The sequence below is a fragment of the Arcicella rosea genome (assembly GCF_014204325.1).
Taxonomy (GTDB): Bacteria; Bacteroidota; Bacteroidia; order Cytophagales; family Spirosomataceae; genus Arcicella; species Arcicella rosea_A.
Genome location: NZ_JACHKT010000002.1, coordinates 234,727 through 249,472 on the forward strand (window position 1 = coordinate 234,727; position 14,746 = coordinate 249,472).

The following is a 14,746-nucleotide window of genomic DNA, read 5'->3' on the forward strand; positions in this document are numbered from 1 at the left end:
AATTGGGGCTTTTTACTTTTTTGGAGCGTATGATAGTAAAACGCCGAACGTTTATGAAAAGTTTTACGTTTGAAAAATAGTTGAATTATTTTTCATTAATATTTATGAAACAACAGACTATTTATGAAGTAGCCGTAATTCCGATTGGTTCGCTGAATACAATTCGTGAAAAAGAAACGGTTTTTAGCTATTTTTCTAACCTCAGTAAGTGTTTAGACCAAGTAATTGCGTCTTTGGTAATCAATGGTTGGGAAAGTAAAATTAATTATACCGCAGTGTATAGAAGTTTGAAAGAGAAAGGAAAGTACGTAGCCGAATTTAAAATTGCGAATAATAAAATTTTCAAAATCGTCATCACAACAAGAACTATCAATCCGTCTTTGACGATGTTAGGAATTGAGGAAAAGCCTTAACAATTGTGATTTAGTGATTGAATTGTTGCTTAACTGTAAATAACTTATTGAATCATAATCACTCATTCACAATTCACTCAATCACAATTAAACGCCATAAGGATTCACCACTTTTATCTGCATAAAATATTCAGGTTTTTCCAAAGGTTCAAAGCCGAACTGAGCATACAAACCGTGGGCATCCCAAGTGGCGAGTACCCATCTGCGTAAACCTTGTAAGTCGGGATGTTTTAGTACGCTTTCTACTAAAAATTTAGAAAGTCCATTTCCTCGGTATTCTTCCAACACAAAAACGTCTGCCAAGTAAGCAAAAGTAGCCAAATCGCTGGTGACTCTGCAAAAACCAATTTGCGTTAATGTATTTTCTTGTTGATGATAAATACCAAAAGCAATCGAATGAGCAATAGAACGCTGAACGATTTCCACATGAATACCTTTTGCCCAATAAGAACGATTAGCGAGGTAATCATGAATCACGTCAATTTGTAATTTTGATTTATCCGTAGAAATCAAAAAATCGTCTTTTTGTACTTCAAACATCGTAGTAAGATTTTAGCCTTATTTTTCTAAATGTAAAATGGCTTCTTTTTCTAATAAAGCCTTGTCAATTGGTACAACGCCCAAAGATTCACAAACCAAACCGCCGCCCAAATTGGACAAACCAGCCACTAATTCTGGCGATAAATTTAAAGCTACACAACAAGCCGCAATTGAAATAACAGTATCTCCTGCTCCTGAAACGTCCGCAATTTTACGAACATGAGCAGGGAAATGTTTCTTTTCGTTGTTGAAATCAATATAAACACCACGCTCGGAAAGTGTGATAAAAGCACCTTTTAATTGAAGTGCATTTTTCAACTGACTCACCGCATTTTCTAATTCTTCGCTTTTCTTTACGTCAAAACTGATGTCCAAGCCTTCACGTAATTCTTTCAAATTGGGTTTGAAGAGCGTGGCTTGCTGATAATGCAGGAAATTACGTTTTTTGGGATCAACTACGGTTGGAATATTGTAGGTATTGGCAAAATCAATGATGTCGGCAATGAGCGATTTTGAAAGAACACCTTTGTCGTAATCTTCAAAAATAATGACATTTGCTTCTTTAGCAAGCTCTTTTATTTTTTGACTCAATAGTTGATTTTCAGATTCATTAATCAATGAGTCGGTTTCGGTATCGATGCGTACAATTTGCTGAGAACCAGCAATGATTCGCTCTTTAACAGTCGTAATTCTGGTTTCAGACTGAATGATGCCTTCGGTAGATAAACCTTGTTCTTGCAAAAGTTTGATTAAATCATTGCCGTAAGCGTCGTTCCCGACCACCGAGCAAATGATAGCTTCCGCCCCCAAACTTTGTACGTTCATTACCACATTTCCTGCACCGCCTAAACGTACTTCACGCTTGAGTACATTGACCACTGGAACAGGAGCTTCTGGCGAAATACGTTCTACCTTTCCCCAAGTATAAGAGTCGAGCATTACGTCGCCAACGATGAGAACTTTTAATTGATTGAATTGATTGAAAATTTCAGAGATTGTCATAAAAGATAAATTCAAAAATGGGCTAACACCTGTTTCAGAAAACAAAATTAACGCATTTTGGGAAGTATTAGTCTAAAAACCTTTTTTCAAGGCGATTATCCACCAATCGTAGTCATGGATTCTGTAATGATACTTTTGCGGTTGCGTTCGGCTTCAAAACCGTCTTTTGGGCGTTGTTTGAAAACATTGATGAAAGTGCTTTTCAATTCTTCATCAGAAATACCATTTCTGAGTAAATCTCTGATATTCAGTACGCCGTCGTCGTAAAGGCAAGTTTTTAAATCGCCCGTTGCTGTCAGGCGGATGCGATTACAAGTACCACAAAAAGTACGTGAAAAGGCCGCAATTACACCGATATTTCCTTGATAATTAGGAATTTGATAATTGTACGAAGTAGAATTCGGAGCATCGACTAATTTCTGTAAATCAGGATATTTACTTCTTATTTCTTCTAAAATACGAGGTGCATTCCAATTGAGTTTTGGATAATGCGAGCCTTCGCCATTGAAAGGCATTTCTTCAATAAAACGAATTGAAACTTTATAGTCTTTCGTAAGTTCTGTTAATGGAATGATGTCTTGGGTATTTTGTCCGTCCATTACCACAGCATTTACTTTTACTTCAAAACCTGCTTCTAATAACTGAAAAAGTGTTTCATAAACTTTGTCGAATTCGTCTCTTCTGGCGATTTCAAAAAAGCGTTTTTTATCTAAAGTATCCAAACTCAGATTAACAGCACGGATGCCCATTTCTTTCATTTGACGAATGTACTGTCCTGTCAGAATACCATTTGTAGTAATATTGAGTTCTGTAATACCTTCAATTTCAGAAAGTTGATACATGAAATCAATCATATTATGGCGAACAAAAGGTTCTCCGCCCGTAATTCTTACTTTAGAAACGCCCAGTTCAGACAATACAGAAACAGTACGAAGCATTTCTTCATAAGTCAATAATTTTGATTTATGTAAGTACTTCACACCCACTTCTGGCATACAGTAAAAGCAACGCAAATTACAACGGTCAGTTACAGCCAAACGCAAATACGTAATTGGACGACCATGATTGTCGTAAATCAAGTTTTGGGTGTTCTGTTTTTTGTTTGGAGTTATCACGTCTAAATTCGTTTCTTTGTTGAACAAATTTAAGTAAATAACTGTAGTGAATGCAAAAACATTTAATTGTTGTAGCTTAAAGTTAATATTTAGGAAGTAATATGAAGTACGGCATCAACCTTTTTGGAATTACCAAAGAAATAATTGGAAATACTTATATTGAGATAGAAATGGAGGATAAAACAAGTGCGGAGCAATTGTTGGAAAGGCTAAAGAATGATTATCCGAAACTGAAGGCTATAAAATCGCTATTATTGGCAGTAAATAGCGAATACGCAGAGAAAGATTTAGTGATACATTTTAGGGATGAAATTGCTTTGATTCCGCCAGTAAGCGGAGGTTGAAAAGAAAAAATCCTTTGATTTTACAATAAAGATTGAAAATCAAAGGATTTGGAATTAAATACCATTAGAAGAAGATCTAACTGAAGCGGCATTCAGGGTTTTAATTTTTCTTTCATAACGATTGATAATTTCACGCTTCTGATTGGCATAAACCTTTCGTTCTTTAACAATTCTGTTAGTTAAAACTTTAATCGTTTTTTCTTGCTTTTTGATATGAGTATTAAGTGAAGTCACTTGAGTTTCATATCCTTCAATTTTTTGCTGTGTTTCAACTTTATACGCTTTGAATTCTTCGACTTTTAAATCTACATCTTTGAAAAGACTTAAAACTTTCAAGGAATCTTTTTTGTAATTGTTTCTGATGTTGCCAATTTCTACAAAATACGAGCGGTATTTGTTTTCTTGTGCAATTAGTTCTTCAGAGAGTGTTAGTGTTTTGGCTCTTAAATCTCTTACTTCAATTTGTGAACGTTTAAAGTTCTCATTGAGTCGATTCTTCGAACCGTCTAGTTCATTGTACTTTTTACTTGTCACACACGAGGATTGAGTTAAAACAAGAGAAATTAATACTACGGAGGCGGGGATGATACTTTTTTTCATGATTTTTTAAAATGGCGATGATTTAGGTTGAAAACATTACTCATAAAAATGATAATGAGAGATTTGAAAATAATTTTATGGATAAATTAAGAAGTTAAAAGAGTAAGTAAGTATCAAAAGATATTTACTAGTTAATGTAAGCGACGGTACCTATACACTGTTTTTTTACTACTATAATAGAGGGCGACAATGTTAATGTTAAAATGGTTTATTTATTTAAGTGGTTGATTTATAGTTGATAAAGTTATTGTTATTTGTCTTTAGTTAATGAATACAGGAAAGAAGTATTATTTGCAAAATAAATGGTTTTAAATTTACAGACCAAGAAAATTTCGAAAAGAGGACATATTTGATATTTTTTAATAATTATTTATGTATTAATGCAATATAAAATTACGACATATTTTTTTTAAAATTATCCTTTGCTACATCGCCTAATTATGGAGTGTTCGGGCAGTTACAGAGGATAACATACGTAGCAAAAAAATAAAAAAATATGCAGTTATGTATTTATTTCTTAGGATTTTACAGAAATTATTTATTGATGGAATTTTACTAAAAAACAATTTTCAATTTAGTACGCTATTGCTTATTTATTTAAACAGACTAAGCAATAGTATTTCGTAATAAACTTTACACTTTCAACACTTCGTGACGATATGGATATTTGTGAAAACGACGGTTACCAAACACCGCCTAAAGTAATTGCCGATTTAGTTACGGCAAGCCCAACACCAAGTGTAAGTGTGGATTCAAGAGGAGAATGGATGGTTTTGCTCCAGCGTGCAGCCCAACCTTCTATTGCACAATTAGCTGAACCAGAACTACGATTAGCAGGTCTGAGAATTAATCCTGCTAATAATGGCCCTAGTCGAACATCTTATTTTGTAAGTATTCGACTAAGGAAAGTAAGTGGAAAAGAGGAAATATCCATCAAAGGTTTGCCCGAAAAACCTTTGTTAAATTATGCAAGTTGGTCGCCCGATGAATCTAAAATTGCTTTTTGCCATTCAAGTCCTGAAAAAATAGAACTTTGGGTACTAGATATTGAAACAGCGACTGCTAACAAAGTATCTGATTTAGCAATGAACGCTGTTTTTGGTCATCCATATTCTTGGCTTTCGGATGGAAAATCTTTGTTAGCGAAAGTAATTGTGCCTAACCGTGGAAATCCTCCTCAGAAAAATGCTGTACCAACTGGGCCAACAATTCTTGAAAGTTTAGGAAAAACAAATCCTAGTAGAACATACCAAGATTTGCTAAAAAATGAAGGTGACGAAAGGCTTTTCGAATTTTATGCCACCGCAGAACTGGTAAGAATCAGTTTGGACGGAACAGAGGAAAAAATTGTTGAAGCAAGTATTATTCAATTGGCTAGTAGTTCGCCAGATGGTCAGTATCTTTTGGTAAAAATCATTCAACGACCATTTTCATACCTTGTTCCTTACAGCCGTTTTCCACTAAAAATAGATGTACTAAACATCGATGGAACATTTATTAAAACGTTGGCGGATAATCCTTTGATTGAAAATATTCCGATTTCGTTTGATGCTGTTCAGAAAGAACCACGTGGCTTTAATTGGCGACATGATACTCCTGCTACTGTTTATTGGATTGAAGCACAAGATGAAGGTGACCCTAGAAATGAAGTAGCTGTTCGAGACAAAGTAATAAGTTTGAGTTCGCCTTTTACTGGAGAAACAAGTACCATTGCTGAAACTGGCTATCGCTATGCAGGAATCATTTGGGCTAATGAAAATTTGGCATTAATTGATGAATATTGGCATAAAACCAGAAGAGTAATTACCAAAATTATTGACCCAAGCGGACAGAAAGAAGCTATCATTTTATTTGATCGTTCTTCTGAAGATAAGTATAACGAACCGGGAAGTCCATCAACGAAAAAGAATCAATATGGACGATTGGTCATGGATTTGCAAAAAGATAATTCCGTATTTATGACGGGCGATGGAGCATCAGTGGAAGGCGACCGACCTTTTGTGGATATTCTGAACCTGACGACCAAGGAAACAAGTCGTCTTTGGCGTTCAGAAGCACCTTTTTATGAACGCCCGATTGCTATTTTAGATAATGAAAAACAGGTTATCTTGACTGTCAGAGAATCGAAGCAAGAGAACCCAAATTACTTTATCAGAGATTTAAAACAACAGGGAAATACACAAATTACTTTTTTTCCACATCCATACCCAGCTTTAAAGGGTGTAGAGAAACAAGTATTAAAATACAAACGTCATGATGGCGTAGAGTTAACGGCGAATCTTTATTTACCTGCTGATTATCAAAAAGAACAAGGTGCTTTGCCGTGTTTGTTGGAGGCTTATCCTTTAGAATTTAAGGATAAAAGTAATGCAGGACAAATTTCAGGCTCGCCTTATGAATTTACTTCAATTTATTGGGGTTCACCGATTTTTTGGGTAACGCAAGGTTTTGCCATTTTAGAAGGAACGTCTATTCCAATCGTCGGCGAAGGAACTACCGAACCTAATGATAATTATTTAGAACAATTAGTAGCTGGTGCAAAAGCTGCTATCGAAGAAGGAACTAAATTAGGAGTAATTGACCCAAATAGAGTAGGCGTAATGGGGCATTCGTATGGTGGATTTATGGTGGCAAATTTATTGTCGCATTCTGATTTGTTTAAAGCTGGAATTGCTAGGAGTGGAGCTTATAATCGTACTTTAACGCCTTTTGGTTTTCAAGGAGAAGAACGTACTTTTTGGCAAACGCCCGAAACATATCATAAAATGTCGCCCTTCAATTATGCTGATAAAATGAAAACGCCTTTATTGTTAATTCATGGCGAAGCCGATAATAATACAGGTACTTTCCCTATTCAGTCGGAGCGATATTATAATGCTTTAAAAGGTTTGGGTGCAACGGTTCGTTATGTGCAATTACCTTACGAAAGCCACGGATACCAAGCGAAAGAATCGATTTTGCATATGCTTTGGGAAATGAATAATTGGCTGAATACTTATGTGAATGAGTAACCTAGTGATGAATTTTGAGTTGTGTACTTAGGTTAAATTAGTCCAGCGAGAATATCGTTGGACTAATTTTTTAATCTATTATTTAATAAAACTATACAAAAATGGTGCTTTGTGAGATTTGCCTAAAAACTGTTTTTCATGTCTTTTCAAAATCTCTAAGCCAAGTATTTGTCTTTGAAAAGTAGTTCTACGAATATTTTCACCTAAAATTGCTTCATATACTTGTTGGTATTGTTTCATTGTAAATTTTTCAGGTAATAAATTCGCTCCAACCAGTTTTTTATTGATATTTCCACGAAGTGTTTCCAAAGCTTTTTGTACTATTTCGTGGTGGTCGAGCATCAACGGCGGTAATTCATTGATGGGATACCATTCACAACTATCGGATAATTCATCTGGCTTGGGTTTTACTTCATTAAAATTGATTAAAGCATAATATCCTACCGAAATAAAACGCTCCAATAACCAGTGATTTTCTCCTGCTTTTAAATGTCCATTACTCAACATAATCTTTTCAATCGTTGCAGGAATGTATCTTTCCAAAGAACCAAAAGTGTGAAATTGTTCTAAATAAATATTTTCTAAACCAGTTCTATCGTACAAACCCCTTCTCACGGCATCGTCAAGACTTTCGCTTTCCTTCACAAATCCACCTGGCAAAGCAAACAGTTTAGTATTACTGTAGCCAGAAATTAAAATTTTTAAGGTTGAACCATCAAAGCCAAAAATGACTGAATCATAGGCGATATGAGCTAAAAAGCCAGATTCTTTTGCTGTTTTTACATATTTAGGAGAAGTGTTGTTTTCTGACATTTTAAAAAATAGTAAGATTTAATTGTATTTTTCTGTAATTCACTTTAATATTGTCACAAATTGAGACAATAGATTCAATCTTTCGTAAAACTAACAAATAAAATGAAATTTAACATCAGATTACTCATCTTACTCTGTGCAATAACAACGCTCAATATTACTGCACAAGCACAAAAAAACGGTTATGTATTGCCCATTCAAGTCAAAACCGTGAATGGAATTGTTGAAGGAGAATTTGATGTACGTTCAAATATCCATACATTCAAAGGCATTCCTTATGCACAAGCACCCGTTGGTGATTTGAGATGGAAAGAACCACAACCTAATAAAAACTGGACTGGCGTTTTGGAAACCAAACAATTTGGGGCTAAAGCTGTTCAACCAGCAATATTTGGCGATATGGGTTTTAGAAGTAATGGCATGAGCGAAGATTGTTTGTATCTGAATGTTTGGACACCCAAAGTAAAAACACAGGAAAAAATGCCAGTATTGGTTTATTTTTATGGTGGTGGTTTTATTGCAGGTGATGGTTCAGAACCACGTTATGACGGCGAAAGTATGTCGAAAAAAGGAATTGTTACAGTTACTTTAAATTATAGATTAGGCATATTTAGCTTTTTCTCGCATCCAGAATTAACCAAAGAATCTCCGAATAAAGCATCAGGAAATTATGGTTATTTAGACCAAAGTGCTGCTTTGAGATGGGTAAAAGCAAATATTGCAAGTTTTGGTGGCGACCCGAACAAAATCACGATTGCTGGTGAATCAGCAGGTTCTGTTTCGGTAAGTGCACAAATGGTTTCGCCATTATCAAGAAACTTAATTGCTGGTGCAATCGGCGAAAGTGGTGGACTGGTTTTCCCAACATTGGCAGCGGTGTCCTTACAAGATGGCGAAAAAACAGGTACTTCATTTGCACAAAAAGCTGGTGCAAATTCTTTGAAAGAATTGCGTGCGATGAGTACTTATGAAATTTATCAAAAAATGATGGAATTTGGTGTTTGGAATTTCAAATCAACACTTGATGGTTACTTTTTACCCAAAACACTTCCTGAAGTTTATGCCAATAAAGAACACGCCAATGTACCTTTACTAGTAGGTTGGAATTCGGAAGAAATGAACTACAAAGCTTTGACCAAAGGAAAAGAAGCCACTCTAGAAGTTTATACCAGCACGGTTAAAGAACTTTATGGTGAAAAAGCACAAGAAGTATTAAAATTATATCCAGCTGGAACATTAGAAGAAACAGAAGAATCTGCAACGGCACTCGCAGGTGATCGTTTTATCGCTTTTTCAACTTGGAAATGGTTTGATGCACATCGTAAAAATAGTAACCAGCCAGTTTATCGTTACTTTTACGCACATCCAAGACCAGATATGAAAGCCCAAGATGTTGAAGCTGCATTAGCGGGAGGCGTTGTAAAAAGAGATAAAAATGCTCCGAAAGCTCCAAAACCAAAAGGGGCAGTTCACTCAGCTGAAATTGAATATGCCATGGGAAATTTAGGAGGAAATGCCACTTACGATTGGAACGCAGATGATTACAAAGTATCAGAAACGATGCAAAATTATTTTGCGAATTTTATCAAAACGGGTAATCCGAATGGTGCAGGTTTAGAAAATTGGCCAGTAGCGAAAGACGAAGCCAATCCAGATGTGATGATTATTAAAGTACAATCAAAAGCAATTAAAACACCGAATGATAATCGTTATTTATTTTTAGATAAAGAATATCAGAAGAAATAAAATAAGTAAAAATCCGTTTTGGTTATGACTGAGACGGATTTTTATTTTTATAATAATGCCCAATTCTTAATTGAATCATCTAACACTCCTACTTCTACTAATCTTAAAGTCATGATTCATCAAGTCCTAAAAACTAAGTATTAAATACTAATACTTCAACTAAATCTAAAAATAATTACAAGCAGAGAAATTGTGAGAAAAAATACTATTAATGAATCTCGAAAATTTGCTTTTTTCAAAGTTATATCTGTAATTTTGCTTACAGAAAAATAACCCATCTTTAATTCTTTTTTAATCTGACATTTATTGCGAATTCTTACTGAAACCATTTGACATTTAATACATTGGTTTAGGGAACTTTATTTTCCAAAAAAAAAGGTTCTAATAATTCAAAAAAAATATAATTAAAGTCATGTCTGACGCAATTAAACACGAGTGCGGGATAGCGCTAATCCGTCTTCGGAAAGACTATCAGTATTATATCAACAAATACAACACGCCATTGTACGGTTTGAACAAATTGTATTTGATGATGGAAAAACAGGTAAACCGAGGGCAAGACGGTGCAGGAGTAGCCAACATCAAGATTGATGTTCCTCCAGGTCATCGTTATATCAGTCGCTATCGTTCTGTTGAACAAAATGCTGTTCCTGATATTTTTGGAAAGATTTACAAAAAATTTCGGAAAGCTCTGAAGGATAACAAAGACAAAGCTAAAGATGCTCATTGGATTCAAGAAAATGTGGCTTTTTCAGGCGAGGTATTTTTAGGACACCTTCGTTATGGAACCCACGGACAGAATGAAATTGAGAACTGCCATCCGATGCTCAGACAAAGTAACTGGAGAAGTAGAAACTTAGTAATGGCTGGAAATTTCAACATGACAAATGTTGAAGAGTTATTCGACAAGCTAGTTTCTCTCGGACAGCATCCTAAAGAAAAAGTGGATACTGTAACGGTAATGGAGAAAATCGGCCATTTTTTGGACGAAGAAAACCAACGCCAGTTTGAGTACTTCAAAAGTGAATATCATAATCCAGAATTATCGGATATTATTCAGGATAATATAGATTTACAAAGAGTTCTACAACGTTCTTGCCGAGATTTTGATGGTGGATACGCCATGTGCGGAATGACAGGATATGGTGCAGCCTTTATAGCCCGTGACCCAGCAGGAATCAGACCAGCATTTTATTATGCCGACGACGAAGTAGTAGTAGTAGCTTCAGAAAAACAAGCTATTAAAACAAGCTTCAATTGTAATTATGATGATATTAAAGAAGTGAAACCCGGACACGCTTTAATTATCAATAAAAATGGAGATTACTCTGAAAAGCAATTCATTGACCCAATCGAAAGAAAATCTTGTAGTTTTGAACGCATCTATTTCTCAAGAGCTTCTGATCCAGATATTTATGCTGAACGCAAGCAATTAGGTCGTTTAGTGATTCCACAAGTACTTCAAGAAGTAAATTTCGACCTTAAAAATACGGTATTTTCTTACATTCCGAACACTGCTGAAACTGCCTTCTTGGGCATGATTGAAGGCTTGGAAGACTATCTTGCCAAAGAGCGTAAAAAGGCAATTATGGAAGGTGTTTTGTTTGAAAAAGACCTTGAAGATTTGCTTACTTTCCGTCCTAGAGTCGAGAAATTGATTTCAAAAGATGTTAAGTTAAGAACGTTCATTACCAACGATGCCGACCGCAACGATATGGTAGCACACGTTTATGATACTACTTTTGAAGTAATCAAAAAGGGTGTAGATAATGTAGTTTTGATTGATGACTCAATTGTGCGTGGAACTACTTTAGAGCGTTCAATCGTGAGGTTATTAGATAAATTAGGGCCAAAGAAAATCGTTATTGTTTCTTCTGCACCACAAATTCGTTATCCTGACTGTTATGGTATTGATATGTCTCGTATGAAGGAATTTGTTGCTTTCCGTGCGGCTTATCAATTACTGATTGAAAGAAATATGGATGACGTTTTAGAGGAAACTTTAGGACGTTGTATGGCTGCTATTGAATTAGGAACTGCTCATAAAGAAAACTTTGTAAAAGCTATCTATGAGCCATTTACTACTGAAGAGATTTCTGATAAAATCGCTGAATTGGTAAAACCTAAAGATTTGAAAGCTGAATTAGCCATTGTGTATCAAACAGTTGATAGCTTGAACAAAGCTTGTCCTAATGATACAGGAGATTGGTATTTCACAGGTAATTATCCAACACCAGGAGGAAACAAAGTAGTAAATACTGCTTTTGTAAATTTCATGAAAGGTGTTGAAATGAGAGCTTATTAAGGTTGTAGATTCCTCCTAAAAATAAAAAAAGACTTGCCGAATAATATTTGGCAAGTCTTTTTTGTTTATGGGATTTATACTTAGAAATAGATGATTTTATGGGTAATAATCAATCCATTCTGTTTATCGTATCAAATTAAGTGAAAGATGATATTTCAATAGCTAAAATATTGAAAAGACTTTGTCTGTCAATCTTGAAGTTATCATAAGTATTGTTGTTGAAAATACGGAATGAGTAGAAAATATACTTTTTAAGCGTTGTTATTTTAAATTTTCAGAAAAACTCCCATCATTTCTTCTACTTCTAAAATACGAAATTCAACATTGGAGTAAGAATAAGCTAATTGCTCGTATATAGGAGATAATAGTGTTAAATTGCGAAAACTTTAAACGTATTTGCTTGATATTTAGTAATCTACAAAATTATAAACGCCTGATGACCAAGCGGAAAATCTCTTTATTTGTTATTTTATTTCTTCTCTGTTTAGTTGGCTTTGTTATGTCAGCTTCTATTCTTATTTGGGGATATGTAGAGTTTGCTTCAATATTTTTATCAGACAACTTTGAAGGGTTGGGCTCTTATGCCAACTAAGCTGATATTTAACTAATCCTAGCCCAGTTGCTCGCATTAGCTCTTTGGTTTTCAACTTGTTCTTTAATCATTGCGTTTTTAGGTAATTCCAAATCGTTATCTTCTTCTAAAATGGCAGTCGCACATTCTCTTGCTACTCTCAGAATTTCACCATCTTTAGCCAAATCGGCAATAAGTAAATCAATCACTCCACTTTGTTGTGTTCCTGATAAATCGCCTGGGCCACGCAATTGTAAATCAACATCCGCAATTTCAAAGCCATCGGTTGTTCGTACCATGGTTTCTAAACGAATACGAGTATCTTTTGAAAGCTTTACGTCAGTCATCAAAATACAATAGCTTTGCTCTGCACCACGACCTACTCGTCCACGTAATTGATGTAGTTGTGCAAGTCCAAATCGTTCGGCACTTTCTATTACCATGATGGAAGCATTCGGTACATTTACGCCAACTTCAATCACGGTAGTTGCTACCATGATTTGGGTTTCTTTTTTGATGAAACGCTGCATTTCAAAATCCTTATCGGCAGGTTTCATTTTTCCATGAACAATACTGACATGATATTCTGGAAATGCACGAACGATACTTTCGTAGCCATCCGTCAAAAATTTATAATCTAATTTTTCGGATTCTTCAATCAGTGGATAAACAACATATACTTGTCGCCCTTTTTTGATTTCATCACGCATAAATCCAAAAACATTTAAACGATGAGAGTCGTAGCGATGCACAGTTTTAATCGGTTTTCTTCCTTTAGGCAATTCATCAATGATAGAAACATCTAAATCGCCATAAAGTGTCATTGCCAAAGTTCTTGGGATTGGCGTTGCTGTCATCACCAAAATATGCGGATGTATTACGGGATTTTTCTCCCAAAGTTTTGCACGTTGTGCTACGCCAAAACGATGTTGTTCATCAATTACCACAAAACCTAAATTCTGGAATTGTACAATATCTTCCAAAATGGCATGAGTACCAACGAGTATTTTGAGAGAGCCATCTAAAAGTCCTTCATGAATAACGCCACGAGCTTTTTTGCGAACAGAACCCGTTAATTTATCAATTTTTATCCCGAGACTTTCGGAAAAATCTTTTAAGCCTTGATAATGTTGGTCGGCTAATATTTCAGTAGGTGCAATAATACAAGCCTGACAGCCATTACTGATTGCCAAAAGCATACAAATAAAGGCAACAATCGTTTTCCCCGAACCCACGTCTCCTTGCAATAATCGGTTCATTTGTTTGCCCGATTTCATGTCTTCAAAAATCTCTTTGATTACTTTCTTTTGAGCATTGGTTAAATCAAAAGGCAAGTGGTTTTTATAGAATTCAGTCACCAAACTTGTACTCTTAAATACTTGTCCGTTGTAGTCAATTCTTCTACTAAGCTTTTGCTTGATAAGTCGGAGTTGATTATAAAAAAGCTCTTCAAACTTCAATCTACGCTTTGCTTGATGTAGCCACGCTTCTGACTGTGGAAGATGAATATTGTAAACAGCATCTTTTTTTTCAACCAAACGGAATTTTAGTCGGAGATTATCAGGAAGTGTTTCTCGGATTTTATCATAAGCCAAATCCAGTAAATTGCGTTGCATCGTCGCAATTACTTTTGAATCGACATAACGTTTCTTTAATTTTTCGGTTAAACTATAAACGGGTTGAAAGTAACCACCTTTTTCATTGATAGGATTTGGCAATTCCATTTCTGGATGTTGCATTTGCGGACGACCTTGGAAAAAAGCAGGTTTTCCATAAATGATGTATTCAGTACTTGGTCTTAATTTTTTTTCTAAAAAACTAACTCCTTGAAACCAAGTAAGTTCCATCGAACCCGTTCCATCTGAAAATTGAGCAGTCAATCTAGCTTTATGTCCTTCGCCAATTTTTTCTACAAAATGTAGTCTCCCTTTAATTTGGGCAACATCCATACCATCATATAAGTCAGAAATTTTATGAAATTTAGTACGGTCTTCGTAACGGAAAGGATAGTATTGAATTAAATCTCCGTAGGTGAAAATTTGTAATTCGGTATTCAATAGTAAAGCTCTGGCAGCACCTACTCCTTTGAGAAATTCTATACGAGTATCGAAAAAATTATTTTGCATAATTTACTCTTAATTGCAACGTTATTAGTAAGTTAGTAGTCTTATATGTATCCTTAGTGATTGTCCCTTCAATTGTTCTTCTCTCTATTAAGCACATAATTTTTGTCACCAAGAAAAAACAATTATGTGAAAATACTGATTTTTAAATCAAAATACTCAA

Annotated in this window: 11 protein-coding genes; 5 read left to right on the forward strand and 6 right to left on the reverse strand. The window is 35.0% G+C overall.

Features of this window, described 5'->3' with window-relative positions:
* Positions 1-104: 104 nt before the first annotated feature.
* On the forward strand, positions 105-413 hold the full coding sequence (locus tag HNP25_RS02535; protein WP_184129746.1) for a hypothetical protein: 309 nt from the start codon (positions 105-107) through the stop codon (positions 411-413).
* An 87-nt stretch (positions 414-500) separates the two neighbouring features.
* On the opposite strand, the gene HNP25_RS02540 is transcribed toward HNP25_RS02535, so the two are convergent.
* The 3 genes from HNP25_RS02540 to moaA form a co-directional block, all read right to left on the reverse strand.
* Positions 501-953, reverse strand: a complete 453-nt coding sequence (locus HNP25_RS02540; RefSeq protein WP_184129749.1) for a GNAT family N-acetyltransferase — start codon at positions 951-953, stop codon at positions 501-503.
* A gap of 18 nt (positions 954-971) precedes the next feature.
* Positions 972-1,955 (reverse strand): bifunctional heptose 7-phosphate kinase/heptose 1-phosphate adenyltransferase, encoded by a 984-nt coding sequence (locus tag HNP25_RS02545; protein ID WP_184129752.1) that lies wholly within the window; start codon positions 1,953-1,955, stop codon positions 972-974.
* A gap of 95 nt (positions 1,956-2,050) precedes the next feature.
* Entirely contained in the window at positions 2,051-3,034 is a 984-nt protein-coding gene (gene moaA, locus HNP25_RS02550) for a GTP 3',8-cyclase MoaA (RefSeq protein ID WP_184129755.1), read from the reverse strand.
* Positions 3,035-3,171: 137 nt separating this feature from the next.
* Here moaA and HNP25_RS02555 point away from each other — a divergent pair, with 137 nt between their 5' ends.
* A complete protein-coding gene (locus HNP25_RS02555; RefSeq protein ID WP_184129758.1) occupies positions 3,172-3,414 on the forward strand; it encodes a MoaD/ThiS family protein in 243 nt (80 codons plus the stop codon).
* Positions 3,415-3,468: 54 nt separating this feature from the next.
* Here HNP25_RS02555 and HNP25_RS02560 read toward each other — a convergent pair whose 3' ends face one another.
* Positions 3,469-4,014 carry a hypothetical protein gene (locus HNP25_RS02560; protein ID WP_184129761.1) on the reverse strand — a complete coding sequence of 182 codons (546 nt, stop codon included), beginning with the start codon at positions 4,012-4,014 and terminating at the stop codon, positions 3,469-3,471.
* Positions 4,015-4,673: 659 nt separating this feature from the next.
* Between HNP25_RS02560 and HNP25_RS02565 the strand changes: the two genes are divergently transcribed.
* A complete protein-coding gene (locus HNP25_RS02565; protein WP_184129764.1) occupies positions 4,674-7,025 on the forward strand; it encodes a S9 family peptidase in 2,352 nt (783 codons plus the stop codon).
* Positions 7,026-7,103: 78 nt separating this feature from the next.
* Here HNP25_RS02565 and HNP25_RS02570 read toward each other — a convergent pair whose 3' ends face one another.
* Positions 7,104-7,838, reverse strand: coding sequence for an NUDIX hydrolase (locus tag HNP25_RS02570; RefSeq protein WP_184129767.1), 735 nt, complete (start codon positions 7,836-7,838; stop codon positions 7,104-7,106).
* A gap of 102 nt (positions 7,839-7,940) precedes the next feature.
* Here HNP25_RS02570 and HNP25_RS02575 point away from each other — a divergent pair, with 102 nt between their 5' ends.
* Together HNP25_RS02575 and HNP25_RS02580 are read left to right on the forward strand one after the other, a co-directional pair.
* Entirely contained in the window at positions 7,941-9,584 is a 1,644-nt protein-coding gene (locus HNP25_RS02575) for a carboxylesterase/lipase family protein (protein ID WP_184129769.1), read from the forward strand.
* A gap of 412 nt (positions 9,585-9,996) precedes the next feature.
* The gene (locus tag HNP25_RS02580; protein ID WP_184129771.1) at positions 9,997-11,889 is read left to right on the forward strand and encodes an amidophosphoribosyltransferase; all 1,893 of its coding nucleotides are present in this window, start codon (positions 9,997-9,999) and stop codon (positions 11,887-11,889) included.
* 600 nt (positions 11,890-12,489) lie between these two features.
* On the opposite strand, the gene recG is transcribed toward HNP25_RS02580, so the two are convergent.
* Positions 12,490-14,586, reverse strand: a complete 2,097-nt coding sequence (gene recG / locus HNP25_RS02585; RefSeq protein ID WP_184129773.1) for an ATP-dependent DNA helicase RecG — start codon at positions 14,584-14,586, stop codon at positions 12,490-12,492.
* Positions 14,587-14,746: the final 160 nt, after the last annotated feature.